Genomic DNA, 22676 nt, shown 5'->3' on the forward strand with positions numbered 1-22676 from the left:
ACATTTCCTCTGCGACCCTATTTATTCGGTGGAACTGACAATGATTACTAAACGGTCTGAGCCACGCTTTTCAGTCATTCTGTTAATTTTTGTGTGTCTTGTAGGATTATATTCTTTTAACGGTCACCTTAAGCCTCACGCCGGACAAAAAGGGGTTGCATGTATTTCTTACAAGCGGATCCTGCGTGAATCACCGTTACTGGCACAGGAAAAAAAGCAGAACGAAATACTTCTCGCATTAGCTAAAAAATCCGCGCTTGAAGTTGAGAAAAAATATTACGCTCTGCCAGAACCCTTGCGCCGTGAAATGAAAGCGATCGATGATATGAGTAAAAACACGCAACTGCGGGCAGAGCAGGGTCGCCTGCGGCATATAAGCCAGCGAGTCATATCTGATACCGTTGAAAAATACAGAATAGATCATCACTATTCGGTCGTTTTCAATAAAGATAGCGCCTCTACAGTGGATTATGGTCACGACATCAGTAATGAAATCATTAATGAATTACAGCATGTAAAAGTGGTGTACGGGCCGCGCCCTAATTTTGAAGATGCGACCCGGGAGCTTTTGCTCGCTCAACCTGTTTCCGCAGGATGAGTGATTTTACGCAGTCGGCTCGCGCTGACGATGACCGCTACCGCAGAAGCCGCCGCAGCGATCCACAGTGCAGCATGAATTGCTCTCTCATTTGTCGCCAGCAGTACGCCCACAGCGGCGGCCCCCAGACACTGCCCGAACGTGCGCATAATGGATAACACACCGGATGCATAGCTCGCATAGTCACGACTAACGTTTGAGAGCATTTCCCGGTTATTGGGACTCTGAAAGCAGCCAAATCCCATCCCGCAAACCAGGTTTCGCAGGCAGATATCCCACATCGAAGGGCTGGCGGGTAACGTTGCCAGCAGAATCAAACCGACGACAAAAATCGTCAGCCCCAGGGTTGAAATCACCGGGGCTGAAATCGTGTCCGCCCACCGGCCTGCATGCGGCGCAATCAGCACGATCCCGAGCGGCCACGGCGTAAATAGCAGGGCAGAAATCACCGGACTGTAGCCGTATTCGCTCTGAAACAGGAAGGGTAGCGCAATAAAGGTGATACCCTGGCTGACAAAAGCAATCATCGACGTTAAGGCCGCGAGGGTAAAACGTTCATTTTTAAATATGGCTGGCGGCAGTAAGGGGTTATCCGTGCGGCGGATCTGCCAGATAAAAGCCATGCCGCTCAGCGCAGCGAGAACCGTCCAGCAAAGACTACCTGTGTGATACGTAGCATCCTGGAGGCTGTTCGCCGCCACGATCGTCGAACCCAACAGCAGCGCCGACAATATGGCGCCCAGGGTGTCAAAGGGCGCTTGCTTTCGAACCGCATCCCGCGGCAGCGATTTGACCGCCAGCAGCAAGGCGAGGGTGCCGGGAAGAACGTTTATCGCAAAAAGCCATTGCCAGCTCAGGGTGTGAAGGATCGCACCGCCCAATACCGGGCCGATAGCGGAGCTGGAGGCGATGAGCAGGGCGTGCAAACCCAGAATGCGGCCAAGCAATCGTCCGGGAAATACGGACCGCAGTATCGCGGGAGCAATACTCAGCGTCGCTGCGCCGCCGATCCCCTGAAGCACGCGCATACCGATAAGCACTTCGGGCGTTTTCGCCAGCGCGCAACCCAGCGATGTCAGGGTAAAGGTCGTCAGGCCTGCCAGAAATACGGGGCGATAACCCAGGCGGGCCGCAAGCGCCGCGAATATCGCCAGCGTCATTGCAGCCGCCAGCAGATACCCGTTGGCGAACCAGACGGCATAACTGGCTGGCACCTGCATCTCCTGAGCCATGGAGGGCAGGGCAATGTTGATCATGGTGCCATCAAACACGCCCATTAACGTGGTGGTCATTATCGCGGCCATCACCCGTGCGCGCGTCGGGCCAGGCAGTCCATCGTCCCCGGGTTGGCTGGAAAAAAGCATCATCTTGTTGTCCTTAGAGAAGAGTGTGTGGATGACAAAACTATAAAGATGGCTTTTGCAGGGCGGAAGGCGCACCATTTACACTTTATCGTTGCATGAAACGCCTTATCTGAATATGCAGGGAGGAAGGAGATGTCCGAACCCGATTTTAATTTGTTGATAGCACTCGACATATTGCTGAGCGAAGCGAGCGTGGCAGGCGCGGCACGTCGTCTGAACCTCAGCACCTCGGCAATGAGCCGGACATTAAGCAGGTTACGCGACGTCACTGGCGACCCGATTCTGGTGCGCGCCGGACGTAACATGGTACTGACCCCGTGGGCCGAAGCGACCCGGAACCGTGCCAGGCGTGCAGTGCACGAGGCCAGGGCGGTATTACAGCCCTCAACTGAAACGTTCAGCGCGCGAAGTCTGGCGCGACTTTTTACCATCAGGGCAAACGATGGTTTTGTGGTGGCGTTTGGGCCTGCGCTTATAGCGGCTGTGGCCGACGCCGCGCCGGACGTCTGTATACGCTTTGCGCCTAAGCCGGAAAAAACATCGCGCTATCTTCGGGAAGGGCTGGTTGATCTGGAGATTGGCGTCCAGAGTAATATGGGGCCTGAAATACGGCTTCAACGACTGTTTGAGGATCGGTTTGTGGGCGTCGTGCGTAAGGGGCATCCGCTGGCTAAGCAGGCAGAAATAGGGGTGAAGGATTATGTCGCCTGGGGCCATGTGGTAGCGTCACCCGAGGGTGCACTGCACGGATCCGTTGACGATGCGCTGGCCGAACTCGGAACAAAACGTAAAATCGCGAGCGTCGTACCGGGATTTCCGACGGCGCTGTCCGTGGCGGTGGCATCGGATCTTATCGCCATGATACCCGCGCTCTATTTACTCAATCAGCAGGTAACGGACCAGGTACAGGTTTTCGAGCTGCCGTTCAAAAGCCGTCTAATTACGGTATCACAGATGTGGCACCCAAGAATGGAACGCGATCCCGCGCACCGCTGGCTGAGAGAGCAAATTCTTGCGATATGCAGAGTGAAGAAGTCAGACATGATTAAGGGACCTGTATAGCGATTGCTATACGCGCCGCTTATGCTATGCTTGTAAAGCAATTGCTATACAAGAGGTATACCCATGAAATCAGATGTTCAACTCAATCTTAGAGCCAAAGAATCCCAGCGGGCGCTTATCGATGCCGCCGCAGAGATCCTCCATAAATCACGTACTGACTTCATTCTGGAGATGGCCTGTCAGGCAGCCGAAAATGTGATCCTCGATCGGCGTGTATTCAATTTTAACGATGAACAGTATGCAGAGTTCATTGATATGCTTGATGCCCCGGTCGCCGACGATCCTGCCATAGAAAAACTGCTGGCAAGGAAACCTCAGTGGGACGTGTAACCCCCCCAGAGCCCTTATCCAGCGTCCATCAACTGGCGGAGTTCGTCAGTGGAGAGGCCGTGCTTGACGAATGGTTAAAACAAAGAGGTCTGAAAAACCAGGCGCTTGGCGCAGCGCGAACGTTTGTCGTTTGTAAAACGGGCACAAAGCAGGTCGCGGGATTTTACTCTCTGGCTACCGGCAGCGTTAACCATACGGAAGCGACAGGTAATTTGCGGCGTAACATGCCGGATCCCATTCCCGTGATTATTCTTGCCCGTCTGGCTGTCGATGTCTCAATACGCGGAAATGGGTTGGGAGCCGATTTACTCCAGGATGCGGTTTTACGCTGTTATCGGGTAGCAGAGAATATTGGGGTGCGGGCGATCATGGTTCATGCACTCACTGAGGACGCCAAAGCGTTTTATATCCACCATGGTTTTAAAGCATCGCAGACTCAGGAACGGACACTGTTTCTCAGGCTTCCGCAGTAGCGAGAAAGGGAAGGGGTAAACCATAACCTTCATCGTCAGTTTAGGCAACCGACTGATTCATCGGTAAGCTCCTGAAAGAGAGGAACTCATGAACTAAAGAATAAACTCACCGAATTTAACATAATATACATTATGCGCACTACGGTGCAGGGGCTCAATGATAATGTCTATTTGTGGCTCATTTAGGAATGTCCAGGCTATAGTTCTCAGACCTGTATGCCTAGTCAACAACTCACTTTTCCTGATGAGGAGTTTTCTGTGGTTATACATGACACCGGGATGTTCACCGTGAAAGAAATCAACCGCCTCAAAATCCTTCAGGATGTCATCGACCGCAACCTGCGTCCTGGTCAGGCAGCCGAAATGCTCGGTATCACGCCGCGCCATTGCAGCCGTCTGCTGAAACGTTATCGTCAGTCCGGGCCACTGGGCATGAATAACCAGAGTCGTGGCCGCACCGGAAATCGCCTGCTTCCCGCATCATTGACTGATCAGGCCCTGAATATCATCCGTGAACGCTATGCCGATTTTGGCCCCACACTGGCGCGGGAAAAGCTCGCTGAAAATCACGGTATTGTTCTTGGTAAGGAAACGCTCAGACGGCTTATGATAAAAACCGGGCTCTGGGTTCCCCGCAAGAAACGTGCGCCAAAAATTCAGCAGCCACGCTATCGCCGGGCTTGCTGCGGCGAACTGATCCAGATTGATGGTTGCGACCATCACTGGTTCGAGAACCGTGCGCCTGCCTGTACTGCCCTGGTCTACGTTGATGCTGCGACGAGCCGCCTGATGCAACTCCGTTTCGTGAAATCGGAATCGACTTTCACCTATTTTGAAGCCACGCGGGGCTATCTGGAGAAGCATGGCAAACCCCTGGCGCTGTACAGCGATAAAGCCAGCGTCTTCAGAATCAACAATAAAAACGCTACCGGTGGCGATGGTTATACCCAGTTTGGCCGTGCGATGCACGAACTGAACATCCAGACTATCTGCGCCAATACCAGCTCAGCCAAAGGCCGTGTGGAACGGGCCCATCTGACGCTTCAGGATCGCCTGGTAAAGGAGCTCCGGCTCAGGGGCATTTCCTCAGTGGATGCAGCCAATGATTTTGCTGATGAGTTTATGACCGATTACAACCGGCGCTTTGGCAAAGCACCCCGGCATGACTTTGATGTTCACCGGCCACTTGAAACTGATGATGATCTGACCACATTTTTCACATGGCGGGAACCGCGCCGTGTTTCAAAATCCCTGACAGTGCAGTATGACAAAGTGCTCTATCTCATTGCAGACAGTGAGTTAAGCCGGAGGGCTATCGGAAAATATATTGAGGTCTGGCATTACCCGGATGGACATAAAGAACTCCGCCTTAACGGCGCTGTTCTTCCCTACTCCACCTATGATCGACTCCAGGAAATCGACCAGGGCGCTATCGTGGACAACAAACGCCTCGGGCGGACACTTGAATTTATCAAGCTTGTTCAGGATAAACGCGATAATAACCGTTCGCAGGCACTCCCTGCCGGAGATGGCCCCTCGCGGAGACGGAGAAAACCAACGGAGAATAAATCCCAGCGTTCGCTTAACGGTGACGATATGCTTGAAGCATTGAAGATACTGCAATCACGTTCTGAGGAGATTTTTGGGACAAAAAAATGAGCTGAATACTATGGCAGACATCTGCACGGGCCATAGAATGCAGAATAATCCTTCAGCGTGTGCTGTGGCGTCGGGAAAGACTTGATCGGAACTGCCGCACACCTGCACATCCGGCTATCAGGCGTATTTCGGGCATGTGCTCCGGGGACGAAGGCTCTTTGTAACGGCCAGGTGGATAAGCTTGGCCGTTCACTGCTTCCCGGGTCAGGCGATTCTGAGCAGAAATGGAATTATACTGGCGGCTCATACCGCAGCGTTTCAACAATCATGGAGAGCGCAGGCAACATCTGACGTTCCCCCGGATAATAAATATAAAAACCCGGTCGTTCTGCCCACCATTCAGGCAGGATCGGCAGAAGTTTTCCGGAATCCAGCCATGGCTGGCTGAGTATCTCCGGTAAAAAGGCAATTCCGTAACCCGCCAGCGCCGCATCCATTGCAGCATAATATGAATTAAAGACCAGATGGCCCGCAGGCCGGAAAATCTGCCCGGTTTCATTTTCCTTCAGTATCCATGGCGTTGTGCTTCCCCCAGGCGTAAAGCGGGTATTAATACAGGAATACTGAGCCAAATCACCGGGTGAAGGCGGCAGTCCTTTATCCTGAACATAACCAGGAGAGGCAACTGCTGAATAACGTAAATCCGGGCTGATACGCACAGATGCCATATTTTTGCCCAGCGAATCACCGTCCCTGATACCGGCATCAAATCTCTCCGTAATAATATCGGTCAGTGCTGCATCAAGAGAGAGTTCAAGCCTGACGTCCGGATAATGGCGCAGCGTTTCGCTGAGGCGTGGCCATACAAAAGTCTTATAGGCAAAATCTGAGACCGTCATTCTCACCGTGCCCGCAATGGTGTGGCTCAAATCCCTGATGGAGGTCAGCTCACTGGCAATCGTATCCAGCCTGGGCGACACGCGTTCCAGCAACCTTTTACCGGCCTCCGTCGGCGAAACGCTGCGTGTGGTTCTTATCAACAGACGCAGCCCGATCCGCTCTTCCAGATTGCGAATGGTATGGCTTAATGCTGATTGCGAAACGCCAAGCTCAGCGGCCGCTCTGGTAAAACTTCTGTGCCGGGCGATGGTAATAAATGCGATAAGATCCCGGAATATTTCGCCTGACATGGTTCGTCACCTGTTCTCTGGAGAAAATCTGTTTAATAACATGAAGTGGTTATCCACTGCTCTGGTTTTAAGGGCTGACAGTGACGTCCGGTTCAGTCATTCGCATGAAAGCGGAGAGCCTCCACCATCAGGCTCATGGCTCTGGAATGCTGTCGCCGGTTTGGGTAGTAAAGGTGCAGCCCTGGCCAGAGAGGGCACCACTCCTGGAGCACAGAAACCAGTTCTCCGCTGTCAAGCAATGGCTGTACCATATCCAGCGGGAGATAAGCCAGACCGAAACCCCGTCTGACTGCCTCCAGTATGTCGTAAACGTTATTACATATTACCGGCCCGTTGATTTTGACGCTGAACTCACGATTGCCTTCAATAAACTCCCAGTCATACAACCCACCGTATGTGGACATACGTAAACGAACCCCGCTGTGCTGGCTCAGTTCGGTCGGATGTTGCGGGATCGGGTGGCGCGTAAAATACTCTGCTGAACCAACAACCGCATTCTTAACATCTGCACTGATACGAACGGAAATCATATCCTGGGCCAGATCGGCCCCAAACCGGACACCGGCATCATATCCCCGGGCCGCAATATCAACGCTTTCATACTCGCTGATAAGCTCAACGGTAATGTCCGGATACTGTTTCAGAAAAGGGGTTAACCGGGGCCACAGAACCGAGCGTATCACGTAGTCAATGGCGGTAATGCGCAGCGTACCGGTAGGTTTGTCGCGTAAGTCATTGAGCGATTCCAGCTCATTCGTGATCTGCTCAAACTCCGGTACCAGACGATCGACGAGATGCTGACCCGCCATCGCGAGCGCAACACTTCGTGTACTGCGCAGTACAAGACGCACTCCCAGCCGTTCTTCAAGCCCGCGTATGCTTGCGCTGAGAGCAGGTTGTGTGACTCCCAGCTGAGCCGCTGCACGAGTAAAACTGCCCGTCTGGGCAACTGCAATGAGTGCGATTAATTCACTGAACCCTTCTCTTGCCATCTTCCTCTCTCACCGGCTGTGTGTCCCTCCGGACGACGACAGTGTCTCCAGATTATGTGGATAAGATATCACGGTCATTAATGAATTTCATTTATGAATGCAAGAAACGAGGCTGGGTGGTTAACTGAGCCCGTGTCATGTACATTATTAACCACTGGCTACTCTTCAATAAAGTTTTTATCTGTCTGCCACGAGATTATATCACCATTGATATTCTCCGGCTGGCTATGGACGCCTGAAAAAATAAAGTCGAGTGTGTTTGAATATATTCCATGTGGTTCAGGTTGCGTTTTCAATTTATACAGTAGCTACTGTCAATCATCATCAATGAGGTAATGCTATGTCCTTAATTAAGGTGTCTCTTTTGTGTGCTTCACTGCTGGCGGCAGGCTCTGTTATAGCTGCTCAAAAAATTCCTTCAACTGTTGCAGAGGGTGTCAATGTTTTGGGGTCGCAAAAAGTGACATTTAAAAATGGCGACATCATCATGGTGGGCAATTTATATTTCCCGTCTGATTATGACAGCGCCAGAAAATATCCGGCGATTGTAGTCTCTCATCCCTGGGGCGGCGTGAAGGAACAGACGTCCGGGCTTTACGCACAGCAGCTGGCAAAGCGTGGATTTATTACGCTGGCTTACGATGCGTCGCATTATGGAGAAAGCGGTGGGTTGCCGCGTGACCTGGAAAATCCGTCCGATCGCGTACAGGATATCCGCAGCGCCATAGGCTATCTTGCCAGTCTGCCGCAGGTTGATGCCAGCCGCATTGGTACTCTGGGGATCTGTGCCGGTGGAGGCTATACGCTGCACGAAGCGCAGAATGATTTACGCGTCAGGGCTGTTGCCGGTGTCGTCACCTACGACATTGGCGATGCGACCCGCAATGGTATTGAAGGCCTGCCGGTTACGGCAAGCGACAGAACGAAGTTAATGCAAAGCGTGGATGAACAACTGAACAAAGAGGCCAGCGGTGCGCCGGTGCTGGTTCAGCAGTTACTGCCTTCCCGGGATACGTTAAATGCCAGTACGCCTAACTTTGTCCGGGAGGCGACCGATTATTACCTGACACCGAGAGGCGCGCATCCGAATGCCCATAACCGTTATGTCGTCACGAGCCCCGGACTCCATATGGCCTACTATCCACTGGAGCATATGGATTTGATTTCCCCCCGTCCGGTGCTGTTAATTGCCGGAGAAAAAGCTGAAACAAGAAAATTCAGCCAGCAGGCCTATGACAGAGCGAAAGAGCCGAAGGAGCTGGTTATTATTCCTGGTGCTTCACATTTTGATTTATATGACAAGCCACAATTTGTTAACCCTGCCTTAAATAAACTGGCAGAGTTCTTTAGCAAAAACCTTTAATCATAACCTCACGCAGGTATATGTGAACAAGCAGAATAAAGGCCTGAATTAGGCGGATGGTCATTCTGCTGACTTAATATTAAGAGGAAAAAATTATGAATCTTTCACTGAATAATAAAGTTGCGCTGGTTACCGGTGCCGCATCCGGTATTGGCTTTGCAACTGCACGTGCTTATGCCGAGGCGGGCGCTGCCGTTGTGTTAGCGGATATTAATTCTGAGCTGGTAAATAAAGCCGCAAATGATTTGATTTCCCGTGGTTTTGAAGCTAAATCGTTTACCTGCAATGCGGCAAACCTTGATGAAGTCGAAGCGATGGTTCAGTTCACTGTTTCCACTTACGGCCGTCTGGATATCGCTTTTAATAATGCCGGTGTCCAGAATAAACTTGTTGAAATCGCGGACGCCACCGTGGAGGACTTTGATCGCGTTAATGCCGTGAACCTCCGGGGCGTGTGGGGATGTATGAAGTATGAGCTTCAGCAGATGCGCAAGCAGGAGAGTGGTGTTATCGTTAACTGTTCTTCTATCGGCGGAATTGTGGGCGGCGCAGAACGTGCGAACTACCACGCCGCGAAGCACGGTGTGCTGGGCCTGACCAAGAGTGCAGCACTTGAATATGCCAGCCGGAACATCCGTGTGAATGCAGTTTGCCCGGGTCTTATCTGGACGCCAATGGTCGATGCGATGGTCGCATCGGGTCAGAAGGAAGCCCTGGAAGCCATGGTGAAAGCCGTTCCGTTGCAGCGTCATGGTAATCCGGAAGAAATCGCCGATGCGGTCCTCTGGTTGTCCAGTGATGCGTCGTCCTACGTAACAGGTCAGTCAATTTCGATTGATGGTGGCCTGACCATGCGCTAAGCATGGATGCCCTGATTATTACCCTTTGTTTGTTTTTCCTCATTGAAACACTGCCCTGTTTATCAGGGCTTTTTCAACTTTTCTCATAAAACTGCGTGTGCGGTCATCCTTCCCTTTTAAGCCCTTACCCTTCAAAGGGATTATTGCCGTAACCTTACTACTAAACGCAACAAACCTTCGCTTTCATAACTCTCCTGCATTAATCGGGGCACTAAGCAGACTTTTCAACATATAGACATTTCTAACGAGCCAGTGATTAGACAATTCCAGTGAGCTTTGACATAGATTGAATACGAGTAAATCCAGCCAGTTCAGACCCATCCTTGTTCTGCTCATTCCGCGCATCATGTACCTCTGTTCTGTGCCATCAACGTTCATAACTGTCGTTACGGTCTTGCGTGATCTCCACGGCAGTCACCTGTACATCCTTAAAGCGCAGCCCATCCACACCAGAAATTTTCCCGAACTCTGACGCGTCAATCAAAATCCCCTCCAGCGTTAACCCAACCACAGGACGCTCCGGATATCCCTCGATGAAAAATGCCCGCGAAAAGCATTTGCTGTCTGATCGACGCGCCGTCATATTTTTAATCGTCAGTCCGCTCACCGCAGTAAGACCGGCTTCGCCCTCAACACCTTCAGCCAGTTTGCGCCAGTGTTCTGGTTTATCAGATAAATTGCTCTGGTCGCCATAGCTATACTGCGGAAACCAGTTCAGCTGGATCAGCACCGGAAAACGCACGTCCGTAAGCCGTAGATTTTGTACGGTGATATCACGGATAAATCCGCCCCGGTTGCGAGCAGATTTAATGCGAAACCCGACACCCGTTCCGTTAAACGCGTTATCTTCTATCAGGACGCGTTCAATGCCACCTGAAGTTTCACTCCCCAGTGTGATCCCGGATCCCTTATTCAGCGTACATCCTCGAATCACTATATCCCGCGCGGCACGAGCTTTTTGCGCCGCTTCGCGTCCTCGTCCTGATTTGATGCAGATATTGTCGTCATTGCAGGACACAATGCAGCGTTCAATCCGCACCTGTTCGCAGGAGTCGACGTCAATCCCGTCGGTGCTCGGCCCCGCAGAATTGCTGATTTGCACGCCCTCAATCGCGATATGGCGCGAATAACAGAGGTGCATGTTCCAGAATCCGGACTCCCGACTGGTAAAATCACGCAGCAGAATGCTCTGGCTTTCAAAGACCAGGATATTGCGCGGGCGCTGACAGTCATAATCAACAACCCAGCGCAATCCTCTTGCGCTGTAATCGCCGACCATGCCGCTGCGCTCGTCATCGCCCCAGTAGCGTTGCCACCAAATTGCACCCTGCCCGTCTATCGTGCCTGTACCGGTAATGCTGACGTTTTCACAATCGATGATATTAATAATGCCTGCCGGCCAGCGCATATCAATGCCGGCCACCCGGGTATTTATCAGGGGATAATCAGCCAGATCCTGGCTTCCAACGAGCTGTGCGCCAGCGTCCAGGCGAAGTGAAACACCGCTTTTCAGAAACAACGCTCCGGTTAGAAAACGGCCTTGCGGAATAACGATGACATCGTTCTGTTGAGCACTATTTATGGCCTGCTGAATGGCGGATGTTGCCAGGCGTTGCGCGGTTGGGTCCGCGCCATACGCCAGAATGGAGATCGCTTTCATGGCTTTTCCTTAAACAGATGAAAGCCTTAGTCTAGGAATCTGCGTGATGGATAACCTTTGTCTGTTTGACAGCCACGCAGTCAGGCTGGCAAAAAAGCGGATATTTACTGGCTGGCGATCACCGCAACGCCCTTTTCTTTCATGGCGCTCATCCAGCGTTCATCCGTTGTGTTTTCAACAACCAGCGTATTCACCAGCGACAGGTCGCCAATCACGAACGCCGAGGCCGTGTTGATCTTTTCCGGTGAGGCCAGTACTACCGTTTCCGCCGCTCTGCCGGAAAATGCACGTTTGATGCACGCTTCTTCATAATCTCCGGTGGTCAGCCCGGCCTCAGGATGCACGCCGGTGACACCCATGAAAAACAGATCCGCATGAATATTATTGATGCCTTCAATTGCGGCCGCGCCGACCGTGACGATGGAGTGTTTATACAAACGACCACCAATCAGGATCACCTCTATGCACGGATGGTTGACCAGCCCCAATGCAATACCCGGGCTGTGCGTCACCACGGTTACCCGCAAATCTGGCGGCAAGAAGGTAATAAGTTCTGAGGTGGTCGTCCCGCCATCAATGATCACCACCTGCCCCGGTGAAATGAGCTGCGCGCCCCGACGTGCCACGCGTTTTTTTGCATCCATTTTAACGGACTGACGCTCGGCAAAAGGCGCAATCGCTGAAGATGCCGGAAGCGCGCCGCCGTGGACACGCTGCAAACGCCCTTCTGCCGCCAGTTCACGTAGATCCCGGCGGATAGTGTCCTCAGACACCGAGAAAAAGAGGCTGAGCGCAGTTGACTGGACCTGGCCTTCCGCCTCCAGCTTTTCCAGAATCAACTGTTTACGCTGACTTGTGAGCATGAATTATTCCTGATGTTGCACGATAATTATTGTAATTACACGAAAATGCTGTTTATGATGCATACTCTACGAGAGGAGAGCCAAACGTGCAATCAAAACGTGCAGATATACGCATCATCAACAGCGAAACGTTGTCCGACAACTGGTATAACCTGAAAAAATACACTTTTGACCTCCAGCGCAGCGATGGTGACTGGCAGCGGCAAGAGCGTGAAGTGTATGACCGCGGGAATGGCGCGACGATCCTGCTCTATAATCGCGACAGCAAAACAGTCATTCTTACACGTCAGTTTCGTTTCCCTGTGTTTATCAATGGTCACGAAGAGGATCTCATTGAGGCGGCTGCCGGGTTGCTCGATAAACTTGACCCGGAAAGCCGGATTAAGGCCGAAGCGGAAGAGGAAACCGGGTATAAGGTGACGCGCGTAGAGAAAATTTTTGAGGCCTATATGAGCCCGGGCTCCGTTACCGAAAAACTCTACTTCTATCTGGCGGAATATCACCCGCAGGATCGGACCAGCGCGGGCGGCGGCGTTAAAGCAGAGGGGGAAGATATCGACGTGCTGGAAATGACGCTGGACGACGCGCTTCGTGGCATCGAGAATGGCCAGATCGTCGACGGTAAAACCATCATGCTGCTTTATCACGTGGCCCTGAAAGGCATTTTATAATATCACGTTTATCCGGATACCTGCCCCTGCGCAGGTATTTGCCTGTGCTATTCTTGCTGAACACCTCAACATGGAGATGCGAAAATGGCCGACTGGGATCCTTCTCTATATCTACAATACAGCGCAGAACGCACACGTCCCGCCGCTGAGTTACTGGCCCGGGTGCCGCTTGCTGACATAACCTCTGGCGTGGATTTGGGCTGCGGGCCAGGCAACAGCACCGCGCTGCTGAAACAACGCTGGCCTTCAGCGCAGATAGCCGGTGTGGATAACTCCCCGGCGATGCTGGAGGAAGCCCGACAGGCCATGCCAGACTGCCACTTTGTTGAATCGGATATCCGTCACTACAAACCTGACCAGCCTCTCAGCCTGATCTACGCCAACGCTTCCCTGCAATGGATCCCGGACCATTACCACCTTCTGCCGCATCTGGTTTCACTGCTCCAGTTAAACGGCGTGCTGGCGATACAAATGCCTGACAACTGGCTTGAGCCGACGCACGCCCTGATGCGTGAAGTTGCCTGGGAACAGGGCTACCCCGATCGTGGCCGCGAGCAGCTGCCGGGTATTCATGCCTACTATGATATTCTGACGGACGCGGGATGCGACGTGGATATCTGGCGCACCACCTACTTTCATCAGATGAGCTCTCATCAGGCGATTATTGACTGGGTCAGCGCGACGGGGTTACGGCCGTGGCTACAGGATCTCAACGAGAGCGAGCAGCAAAACTTTCTGAAACGCTACCTCGAGCTGCTGGAAGAGCAGTATCCGCTCCAGGAGAACGGGCAGATACTGCTGGCTTTTCCGCGCCTGTTTATGGTTGCTCAGCGGGTTCCGTAAGCCGAATCAGGAACGCGCTTCCTTGAGCAAATGCTGAATTACAGCCTCCTGCTTGTCGTAGTTGCCTTCGCCAAACGAGGTGTAACGCAGTTGCCCTTTCGCATCGAAATAGTAATGTGCTGGCCAGTACTGATTACCGAACGCGCTCCAGATTTTGTAGTTATTATCCGTCACTACGCGGTACGGCAACTGCCATTCGTTGACCGCGTTTTTCACCGATGATAACGGCTTTTCCCAGGGGTATTCAGGGGTGTGGACGCCAATCACCACCAGACCTTGTGACTCATATTTCTTCGCCCAGTCTCGAACATGCGGAAGGGTATGCTGGCAGTTGATACAGTCCCAGGTCCAGAAATCGATAAGCACAACTTTCCCCCGCAAGGCCTTAGACGTGACAGGGTCACCGTTTACCCAGCCCGTACCGCCGCTTAATGTCGGTAGCTGGCTGCTCGGCATTGCGTCAGCGATCGGTCGCAGTTTCACCTGCGTGGAGGTTGGTTGCGCAAGGCTCAAGAGAGCGTTTTCCAGCTGGTCGGTAATACCGCTGGCGCCTTTCAGGACCGACGTCATTCCTGAGGCGTTGAAAGCCACGGCGGCTAACATCATCACCCCTGCGCCCTGACGCAGACGCTCCATCAATGCGGATTTGGCTCTCAGAGGGGTTATCAGCTTACGTCCCCCCGCGACAAGCAGCCCCAGCATCAACGCGCACCCACTGCCGTAAGCGGCTAACAGCGCTCCGGTTGCGATGGCCGAGTGGCCAGTAATGTTAATGCCGAAGATCGCCCCGAGAATCGGTCCTGCACAGGGGGACCACAGAAGTCCAACGGCCAGCCCTGCCAGAAAAGCCGAAAACATGCCGTGTCGCTGAACGCTGTGGGTGTAAAGAACGTTCCCCGCGCTGACCGCCGGGCTGGCAATGCGCTGAGCGAACTGCGGGAAGATCAGGGCCAGGGCGGCAATGCTCAGTACCAGCAGCGCAATCCAGCGACCGATAACGGTGGCGTCAGCGATCCAGTCACTGGCAACCGTTACTACCATCGCCACAAACGTGAACATCACTATCATTCCCGCCAGAAGCGCCAGAATGTGTTTGCGCTGCCCCTGAAAGCCGGCGAACAGCAGAGGAATAACGGGAAGCGTGCACGGGCTGAGCAGGCTAATCATGCCGCCTAAAAAAGCGATTATCAGAAACATAACGACCTCACGATACAGTTGCTGCGAAGGTGCAGTGAGGTCATTTCACCCTGCGAATGTGTTCAGGCCGTGTGCAAAAAACTGAATTTTGTCTGCCTTCGTATCCGCACGGCGCGCAGATACACAGGCGTACAATTAAACGCGCGGAAGAGTCACGCTTACGGCCAGCCCGCCCTCTGCCCGGTTTGCAAGATGCAATTTCCCGTCAAGCTGGGCGGTGAGCTGCGCGGCAATGGCGAGGCCTAACCCGGTGCCGCCCGTTTCACGGTTGCGCGACGTTTCAACCCGGTAGAACGGCTGTAACACCGCCCCCAGTTCTGCCTCCGGGATGCCGGGGCCGTTATCCATAATGCGGATCGCTACCTGCCTTTCATCTTCATCAATCTCTATTACCGCGCTATGGCCAAACTTGAGCGCATTATCCAGCAGATTGGTCATTACCCGGCGCAATGCCTGGGGGCGGGTGACGATCGGCAGACGTGTACTGCGTGCATGAAACTGCACGTTTTTACCAATGTCCTGATAATCACTGGCGATGCTGTTAACCCACGCGTTCAGCTCCAGCTTAAGCGTGGTCTCTTTCAGTGATTCTGATGACCGGGCATAGGCAATACCTTCTCGTACCAGGCGCGACATATTATCCAGGTCGCTCAACAACTTATCGTGGAGCTCGGGCTGATCCGCCATTTCGACCCGCAGCTTCATACGCGTGATGGGCGTCTGAAGATCGTGAGAAATGGACGCCAGAATCTGCGCACGTTCACGCAGATAAGTTTGTATCCGCGACTGCATCTCATTAAAAGCCTGCGCCGCCTGTCGCACCTCAACCGGACCTTTTTCAGTCATAGGAGAATGGGCCGCAGGATCGAGGGAATCAACCGCGCGCGTGAATTGCAGGAAAGGCCGGACAACCTGGCGCACGGCAATCCAGGAGCAGAGCGCGACAAGTAACAACTGAAGAACCAGCACCACGGGTAACCAGCTGGCGACTGGCGGCATGCGCGGGATCAGATCGATAGTGAGCGGTGCGCCGTCGCGGAGCGTCAGATGGGCCTGAATGTGGGAAACAGGCCCCGGCACTGCCGTAAACTGGAGCGGATATTGAACTGAAAGCGTCTCTTTCAGGGTGCGAATCGCATCCCGCGAGCGCTTGTCCGTTGGCGCAGCGCCTGCCTCGCCGGGACCAAGGATATAACGATAATTACCGCGACCGAGCCGTTCCAGCCACTCTGGCCGCTCTTTGGCCGGAAGCCGGTCGAGAATGGCCACGCTGGTCGCCACGTCATTCTCAAGATTGCCCAGCATAACCGTGCGCGCGCTGTGCATTCGCTCAACCATGACCAGCGTCAGGCTGAGCGCGTTAGCCAGCAAGAGTCCAAGCAGCACAATGATCAGCAGCCGGGCCAGTAAGGTGCGGGGCCACAGCGTCATTCATTGACCTCGACGATGGTCACCGGCATAGTAAAAACGTAGCCTTCGCTGCGAACGGTTTTAATGTAGGCTGGCGAGCGGGCATCTTCATTCAGGCGCTGTCGCACGCGGCTCACCAGGAGATCAATCGAACGCTCAAACAGCTCGGCATCACGTCCCTGCGTCAGGTTCAGCAGTTGATCGCGGGTCAGCACCCGTTGAGGATGATCGAGAAATACACGCAGAAGGCGATATTCCGCCCCGCTGAGCGCCACAACCATCCCCTCGTTATCAATCAGATGACGCGCCACGGTATCCAGCTGCCATTCACCGAACACCACCAGGCGCCCTGCCTCGGTCACCTGAAGATTAGGCGGCATAGTACGAAAACGGCGCAGGATAGTTTTGATACGCGCCAGCAGTTCGCGGGCCACAAACGGTTTCACCACGTAATCGTCGGCGCCCATCTCCAGCCCCAGGATCCGGTCCGTGTCCTCGTTGCGCGCGGTGAGCATCAGGATCGGCAGATCCTTATGCCTGCTGCTGCGCAGCTGCCGACACAGCGTCAGGCCATCATCGCCGGGCATCATCACGTCCAGCACCACCAGGTCGATATGCTGTTTGTCGAGCACTGCGCGCATCTCTTTTCCGTTCGCCGCGCCAGAGGCGTGGTAGCCGGATTTCACGAGGTAATCGACAATCAGTTCACGAATATCCCTGTCGTCATCGACGACAAGGATGTGATCAATATGCTCCACCGCAGGCTCCTGATTAAGAGGTAACGGATTGAAAATAGCACATATCAGAGCTTATCCGCGTCGACAACGGCGTTAACAAAGTCCTGCGGATCTTCCTGCGGCGGGTTGTGGCCAACCGTTGCGCCGAAAGTACGGTGCTCATATTTTCCGGTGAATTTCCCCGCATAGGCGGCGGGTGCAGGATGTGGTGCCCCGTTGTTACCGCCCTCGATGGTGATGGTCGGCACCGTAATGTTCGGCAGCGTAGCCAGCTTTTGTTCGTAGGCGTCATATTTCTGCTCACCCTTCTCCAGCCCCAGACGCCAGCGGTAATTACTGAGCGTGACGGCAACGTGGTCCGGATTATCGAGGGACCTGGCGCTCGCATTGAAGGTGGCATCGCTGAATTTCCAGTCAGGCGAAGCCTGGGACCAAATCAACCGGGCAAAATCGTGCGTATTTTTAGCATAGCCTTCCGCACCGCGCGGCGTGGCGAAATAGAACTGATACCACCACTGAACCTCTGCCTTCGGCGGTAAAGGCTGTTTGCCAATCGCCTGGCTGCTGATCAGGTAGCCACTTACCGAGACCAGCGATTTCACTCGATCCGGCCAGAGCGCCGCAACGATATCCGCCGTACGCGCCCCCCAGTCATAACCGGCAAACACCGCCTGTTTGATATTCAGGGCGTCCATCAGGTAGACGATGTCTTTCGCCATTGCCGAAGGCTGGCCGTTTCGCGGCGTTTTATCAGAAATAAAGCGCGTGGTGCCGTACCCGCGCAGGGATGGCACAATGACACGATACCCCTTCGCGGCCAGCGCGGGGGCAACTTCCGCGTAGCTGTGAATATCGTACGGCCAGCCATGCAGCAGGATCACTGGTTGCCCGTCTTTCGGCCCGATATCGACATAACCGACGTTCAGATCGCCGGCGTTAATTTGTTTTACCTGGTTAAAAGCCGACGAGTAATCCTTACCCATCGCTTCTGCCTGACAGGACATTAAGGTGCCAAGCGAAACGGTCAATGCGACTGCTGAATATGCGAGTTTGTTAAACATGATGTTATCTCCGGGTGAGTTCAGTTGACGGAGATATAACACCATGGGTTTGTATAGGGGATGTGTGCGGAGGCGGTTTTATTGCATACCTGTGTATGTATCACAGAGGCAGATACAGTGTGATACAAACCCAAGTATTAAACGACTAAAGCGAGATTCGGTACCGGACGTAATCGTCGGCTTCACCATAGTGATCATACAGCTTACGCGCCGGATTGTTCATGCGGGTTACCCAGTAGAGTTTTGACCACCCTTCCCGCTTGCCTTCATCGATCAGGGCGTCGATAAGCGCTTTACCCGCCCCTGCGCCACGTTCGGCAGCGTCAACAAATAGATCTTCCAGATAGGGGTAAGTTTGGATATCGAAAATTATGTACGTTAAGGTTAATTTTTTGCCATCAGGTCATTAGTATATTCACAAACAGACTCGCCATTATTGACTGTATGCTGGAGATTCAGCTCCGTTAAGTAGCCGTCTGCCAGATACAAAACCCGGTCTGCAGAGGCTATGGTTTCCGGGCGATGGGCTATCAGCAGAACAGGAAGCCCCAGTTGACGTAAGGTCTGGCTTATCCGGATTTCACTCTCAACATCAAGGTGGCTGGTCGCTTCATCCAGTAACAGGAATCCCGGTTTCTTGTACAACGCCCTTGCCAGCAGAATGCGTTGTTTTTGTCCTCCGGAAAGCCCTCCGCCGGTTTCACCAATCAGCGTCTGATACCCCATCGGCATTGCCATAACATCGCTGTCGATAAGTGCCAGTCTTGCGCACTGGATCATTCGTTCATAATTTCGGTCATCACTGAAAAAAATAATGTTATCTGCTACAGAACCTTTGAAAAGATGGTCATCCTGCAGTACGGTACCGATACGCTGACGAACCTGAAAATAATCCGGATGCGTATGCAATATGCCAAATGCCCTGATCCTGCCCTCATCAGGGATGTGGATCCCAAGAATAAGCTTCACCAGTGTCGTTTTCCCGCATCCGGATTTACCTGTAATGGCAACGACTTCTCCGGGATTGAGTGTCAGCGACACCCCGCCGATTATCGGATTTTCCCCTCCCTTGTGGCTGAAGATGATGTGCTCAAGTACTAGAGGAGCATGAGCATATTCATCCATCTCCCTGCGGGATACAGAAGGAATGTGCGAAGCGTTGTTATGCTCACGAAAAGGCTGTTGCTGAAGGCCTTCTGTCGGGGTCAGTACGATATCAGCCAGACGTTCGTTGTAAACATCAAGCATACGCCAGGAAAAAAACTTATCAGTCAGACTACTGATACTGGATGAGAAACGCGTCTGATAGGATAAATAAGCAACTAGCATGCCGACGGTGAAGGTTCCATTCAATACCTCCCCGGCGCCTTTCCACAAAATGATTGCCGATACCACGCTGCCGGCAAGGGTGTGAGCAATGTCATAGCACATCAGCAGACGGCTCTGACGCAACTGCGTATTTCTGCGGGCAACGTTGAGATTCAGCCAGGCGGCCTCACGATGTGCCGTCACACCGTTAATTCTCAGGCTGAGGATCCCGTTGAGTGTTTCAAGAAAATGCCCGGACTCCTTGGCACCTGCATCCCAGGCATCTTCTGCCGACTGTCGAAGGGACGGATACCACAGTGCCCTCAACACACCATAGAAAATGGCTGCAAGTACGGCGATCAATGTCATTTCAGGACTGTACAGCAGCATCATGCAAAGCGCAGTCACCACGAGCAACACATCCAGAATACCTTCCAGCACTTGCGTAGTCAGCGCCTGCTGGATGGTATCTACCGCCTCAAAACGAGCATTAATACTCCCCTTACTGCGTGCATCAAACCAGGCCAGAGGAAGATGGACCAGATGATGGAAAACCCGTGCTGTCCACTGCATGTTAAAATTGACGGACAGTGTAATACTCGCCCACTGGCGGGCCAGTGACAGCAGCATCTGGGTCAGTGACATCAGCAGAAGCGCAATAATAATGACGGTCAACAAACTCTGGTCGGCAGCCACCAGGACTTCATCAATCACCAGCTGGTTGAGAAGCGGGCTTCCCAGTGTCAGGATTTCGAGTGCCACGGCAAAAACGATAATTCGCGACATTGCCGACAACAGACCCGGTGTTTTACCTGTCAGTTGGCGCAGATGGATTTTTTTCCTTTCATCCCGAGCGGTAAAATCACTGGCTGGCATTAGCTCCAGCGCGACGCCGGTGAAATGTTTTCCAGCATCCTGTAGGGAGAGCGTTACTTTTCCCTTTTCCGGATCATGAATAACCAGCCTGCTTCCGCGAACTTTATGTAGCACAACAAAATGATTCATGTTCCAGTGGAGAATACACGGGAGAGAAAGGGATCTTAGGTCCTCAAGCTCCAGCCGAACTGCCCGGCTGGATAATCCGATACCGGCCGCACATTCAGTCAGTCTCTGCAGGGTCATCCCTTGTGAGCTGATACTGAAACGTTCGCGCAGTGTGGGTAAGTCTGTTTGCAGACCATGCCAGCAGGCCATCATGACCAGGCATGCCAGACCACATTCCGCTGACTCTGTCTGTCGGGTGAGAGGAAGCTGTTTTCTCCCGGTCCATTTGAGTGTATCCATCACAGCTTTCCTTTCAGGCTCCAGAGCGGCTCAGTCAGCCACTCCCACAAATTGCGGGTATCCAGGCTGACATCCCCCTCAAGAACCATGCCGGGGCGCAGGGCTTCCTGTTTCCCATAAGCCAGAATAAAAGTATTTTCAGGTTCAACGATGACGCGGTAATGACCTTCATTCTCCTTCCAGGTCACAGGAGATACGGAGAATAAATCAGAAGATGTCAGCGTTGTATGGCTTATTTCACGGATAGTCCCGTACTGCACACCAAACTTCTGATAGGGGAAGGCAGAGAACCGCAGGGCAACACGCTGCCCCGCCTGAATAAAGCCAGCATTCTGACTGGTAGCATAGAGTTCTATCTGCAAACGGGCATTGTCGGGAATGAGGGTCATGACAGGTTCAGATGCCCTGACAGACTGTCCCTGTCTGACCAGCACGGCAGCAACGGTTCCGGATACCGGTGAAGTCAGCGTGAAATTTTCCTTACCTGCCAGTTCGTCCTGCTGTTGCCTGATCACCTGCAACTGCCTGTCCATTTCAGCCTTCCGGCTTTCACCCTGAACGATGAGATGGTCAAGGTCGTCTTTAGCAGCCTCCATCGCGGTGTGCAGTTGCAGAAGCCCCTGACGCTGATCCTCAACGTTTTGCTGTGACGTTGAAACGTCAATCTGCTTCTGCTGGTATTCGATATCTGATACGTAATGCGTATCAGCAAGTTTCTTATAGCGCTCCATAACAGACACGGCCAGCGCAGCCTGATGCACGGCAAGTGACAGACGCTTTTCTGCACTTTTAACCTGAGGTTTCAGGGAAACTATTCGCTGTTGTATGGCATGCTGCTGCTGACTGTTGTCACGCAATTCCAGGGTCTGTTGAGAAGTCAGCATTGTAAACTGAGTTTGTAGGGAAAGTCTTATAGCAGCGAGTGTACCTGCCCCCTGTTCGTTGAAATGTTCACCGCTGATATGATAAAGAGTCTCACCGGCAATAATGTGTTGACCTTCTGAGGCGGTCAATTTGGTTACGTAGCCAGCATATTGAGGAGTGATTTTTACCAGCCCGGATGAGGGCATAACGATTCCGGAAAGGTGAGCCTTACGTGTATAGCTACCATAAAGAATAAAGAGTATCAGGCACAGAAATATGAATAACGTTGTGAGTGCGCTTACTGATAAACCGAATGACGCAGGTAAGACAATCTCACCATAATCAGAATCTGTTTGATGATTTAAAGCCTCTTCCCTGAAGATATTCATATCCCAAATACCCTTCAAAAATTTAACGACAAAACAAAAGCATTCATGCACGAATGAATTATAATAGGATAAAAAAGCCCTCTACTTCTTATTCTAACTATTAATAGCAATGTTGACACCAAAAAAAGAATGGATTGATCTAAAATGTTATAATACTGTCCATGCATTAGACAAAAAGACAATGAAGTCAATATACATGGGATAATATACTTTTTATTAAAAATTGAGTGGAAAACACCGAAGATACAGCCCCTGTATATAATCTCCTCATAATATGGGACTACGAAGGTGGCTATTATAAATGCTATAAAACTAATATGGGAAGGTCCATAATGATATAAATTATCCCTGTAAAGATAAACATTATACTGAACCAGCAAAATGACAAACAACACAACAATAGATAATTTTATTGAAGTTAAATCTCTACTTGGGCGTAATTTAAAACCATCCAACTTCCTTAAGTAAAAAATATACAAGAAAATTGCAATTGAAAATTCCGCAATAAACAATAAGAAAAATGACACATCGAGAGTAAGATAGCGGAGGGTTATGGAT

The 22676-nt window shown here is 52.2% G+C and carries 22 protein-coding genes; 9 read left to right on the forward strand and 13 right to left on the reverse strand.

Annotated elements, in window-relative coordinates; genetic code table 11:
* Window positions 1-40 precede the first annotated feature (40 nt).
* The gene (locus IPZ49_RS13615) at window positions 41-598 is read left to right on the forward strand and encodes an OmpH family outer membrane protein (protein WP_045622668.1); all 558 of its coding nucleotides are present in this window, start codon (window positions 41-43) and stop codon (window positions 596-598) included.
* On the opposite strand, the gene IPZ49_RS13620 is transcribed toward IPZ49_RS13615, so the two are convergent.
* A complete protein-coding gene (locus IPZ49_RS13620; RefSeq protein ID WP_063145893.1) occupies window positions 577-1965 on the reverse strand; it encodes an MFS transporter in 1389 nt (462 codons plus the stop codon). The two genes, IPZ49_RS13615 and IPZ49_RS13620, sit on opposite strands and share 22 nt — an antisense overlap.
* Before the next feature lie 129 nt (window positions 1966-2094).
* Between IPZ49_RS13620 and IPZ49_RS13625 the strand changes: the two genes are divergently transcribed.
* From IPZ49_RS13625 to IPZ49_RS13640, 4 genes are all read left to right on the forward strand, one after another.
* Window positions 2095-3024 carry a LysR family transcriptional regulator gene (locus IPZ49_RS13625; protein WP_063145894.1) on the forward strand — a complete coding sequence of 310 codons (930 nt, stop codon included), beginning with the start codon at window positions 2095-2097 and terminating at the stop codon, window positions 3022-3024.
* A gap of 63 nt (window positions 3025-3087) precedes the next feature.
* The gene (locus IPZ49_RS13630; protein ID WP_003857131.1) at window positions 3088-3354 is read left to right on the forward strand and encodes a DUF1778 domain-containing protein; all 267 of its coding nucleotides are present in this window, start codon (window positions 3088-3090) and stop codon (window positions 3352-3354) included.
* Window positions 3342-3827 (forward strand): GNAT family N-acetyltransferase, encoded by a 486-nt coding sequence (locus IPZ49_RS13635; RefSeq protein ID WP_063139083.1) that lies wholly within the window; start codon window positions 3342-3344, stop codon window positions 3825-3827. Before IPZ49_RS13630 ends, IPZ49_RS13635 begins: the two co-directional genes overlap by 13 nt.
* 279 nt (window positions 3828-4106) lie before the next feature.
* Entirely contained in the window at window positions 4107-5486 is a 1380-nt protein-coding gene (locus tag IPZ49_RS13640) for an ISNCY family transposase (RefSeq protein WP_227754097.1), read from the forward strand.
* A gap of 230 nt (window positions 5487-5716) precedes the next feature.
* On the opposite strand, the gene IPZ49_RS13645 is transcribed toward IPZ49_RS13640, so the two are convergent.
* Both IPZ49_RS13645 and IPZ49_RS13650 read right to left on the reverse strand, forming a co-directional pair.
* Window positions 5717-6616 carry a LysR family transcriptional regulator gene (locus IPZ49_RS13645; RefSeq protein ID WP_063145896.1) on the reverse strand — a complete coding sequence of 300 codons (900 nt, stop codon included), beginning with the start codon at window positions 6614-6616 and terminating at the stop codon, window positions 5717-5719.
* A 92-nt stretch (window positions 6617-6708) separates the two neighbouring features.
* The gene (locus tag IPZ49_RS13650; protein WP_063145897.1) at window positions 6709-7608 is read right to left on the reverse strand and encodes a LysR family transcriptional regulator; all 900 of its coding nucleotides are present in this window, start codon (window positions 7606-7608) and stop codon (window positions 6709-6711) included.
* A gap of 340 nt (window positions 7609-7948) precedes the next feature.
* Between IPZ49_RS13650 and IPZ49_RS13655 the strand changes: the two genes are divergently transcribed.
* Both IPZ49_RS13655 and IPZ49_RS13660 read left to right on the forward strand, forming a co-directional pair.
* Window positions 7949-8971 (forward strand): alpha/beta hydrolase, encoded by a 1023-nt coding sequence (locus IPZ49_RS13655; protein WP_063145898.1) that lies wholly within the window; start codon window positions 7949-7951, stop codon window positions 8969-8971.
* A gap of 95 nt (window positions 8972-9066) precedes the next feature.
* Window positions 9067-9831, forward strand: coding sequence for an SDR family NAD(P)-dependent oxidoreductase (locus IPZ49_RS13660; protein WP_063145899.1), 765 nt, complete (start codon window positions 9067-9069; stop codon window positions 9829-9831).
* A 367-nt stretch (window positions 9832-10198) separates the two neighbouring features.
* On the opposite strand, the gene IPZ49_RS13665 is transcribed toward IPZ49_RS13660, so the two are convergent.
* Both IPZ49_RS13665 and IPZ49_RS13670 read right to left on the reverse strand, forming a co-directional pair.
* Complete coding sequence (locus IPZ49_RS13665) at window positions 10199-11491, reverse strand: glycoside hydrolase family 28 protein (RefSeq protein WP_063145900.1); 1293 nt, start codon at window positions 11489-11491, stop codon at window positions 10199-10201.
* Window positions 11492-11595: 104 nt separating this feature from the next.
* Complete coding sequence (locus IPZ49_RS13670; protein ID WP_063145901.1) at window positions 11596-12354, reverse strand: DeoR/GlpR family DNA-binding transcription regulator; 759 nt, start codon at window positions 12352-12354, stop codon at window positions 11596-11598.
* A gap of 86 nt (window positions 12355-12440) precedes the next feature.
* On the opposite strand from IPZ49_RS13670, the gene IPZ49_RS13675 reads away from it, so the two are divergent.
* A complete protein-coding gene (locus IPZ49_RS13675) occupies window positions 12441-13025 on the forward strand; it encodes an NUDIX domain-containing protein (RefSeq protein WP_063145902.1) in 585 nt (194 codons plus the stop codon).
* Between the two features lie 84 nt (window positions 13026-13109).
* Window positions 13110-13868 (forward strand): trans-aconitate 2-methyltransferase, encoded by a 759-nt coding sequence (gene tam / locus IPZ49_RS13680; RefSeq protein ID WP_063145903.1) that lies wholly within the window; start codon window positions 13110-13112, stop codon window positions 13866-13868.
* A gap of 6 nt (window positions 13869-13874) precedes the next feature.
* Here tam and IPZ49_RS13685 read toward each other — a convergent pair whose 3' ends face one another.
* The 8 genes from IPZ49_RS13685 to IPZ49_RS13720 form a co-directional block, all read right to left on the reverse strand.
* Entirely contained in the window at window positions 13875-15065 is a 1191-nt protein-coding gene (locus tag IPZ49_RS13685; RefSeq protein WP_063145904.1) for a cytochrome c biogenesis protein/redoxin, read from the reverse strand.
* Between the two features lie 135 nt (window positions 15066-15200).
* Window positions 15201-16496 (reverse strand): ATP-binding protein, encoded by a 1296-nt coding sequence (locus tag IPZ49_RS13690; protein WP_032624255.1) that lies wholly within the window; start codon window positions 16494-16496, stop codon window positions 15201-15203.
* Window positions 16493-17233, reverse strand: coding sequence for a response regulator (locus IPZ49_RS13695; protein WP_063145905.1), 741 nt, complete (start codon window positions 17231-17233; stop codon window positions 16493-16495). Before IPZ49_RS13695 ends, IPZ49_RS13690 begins: the two co-directional genes overlap by 4 nt.
* 44 nt (window positions 17234-17277) lie before the next feature.
* Window positions 17278-18273, reverse strand: a complete 996-nt coding sequence (locus tag IPZ49_RS13700; protein ID WP_063145906.1) for an alpha/beta fold hydrolase — start codon at window positions 18271-18273, stop codon at window positions 17278-17280.
* A gap of 145 nt (window positions 18274-18418) precedes the next feature.
* Window positions 18419-18646 carry an N-acetyltransferase gene (locus tag IPZ49_RS13705; protein ID WP_257393663.1) on the reverse strand — a complete coding sequence of 76 codons (228 nt, stop codon included), beginning with the start codon at window positions 18644-18646 and terminating at the stop codon, window positions 18419-18421.
* An 11-nt stretch (window positions 18647-18657) separates the two neighbouring features.
* A complete protein-coding gene (locus IPZ49_RS13710) occupies window positions 18658-20865 on the reverse strand; it encodes a peptidase domain-containing ABC transporter (RefSeq protein WP_063932769.1) in 2208 nt (735 codons plus the stop codon).
* Window positions 20865-22118, reverse strand: coding sequence for an HlyD family secretion protein (locus IPZ49_RS13715; protein ID WP_063145908.1), 1254 nt, complete (start codon window positions 22116-22118; stop codon window positions 20865-20867). The genes IPZ49_RS13710 and IPZ49_RS13715 overlap by 1 nt, the downstream gene beginning before the upstream one ends.
* Window positions 22119-22132: 14 nt before the next feature.
* Window positions 22133-22645 (reverse strand): CPBP family intramembrane glutamic endopeptidase, encoded by a 513-nt coding sequence (locus IPZ49_RS13720; protein ID WP_309233090.1) that lies wholly within the window; start codon window positions 22643-22645, stop codon window positions 22133-22135.
* Window positions 22646-22676: the final 31 nt, after the last annotated feature.

This window comes from Enterobacter cloacae complex sp. S2 (assembly GCF_015159675.1).
GTDB lineage: Bacteria > Pseudomonadota > Gammaproteobacteria > Enterobacterales > Enterobacteriaceae > Enterobacter > Enterobacter intestinihominis.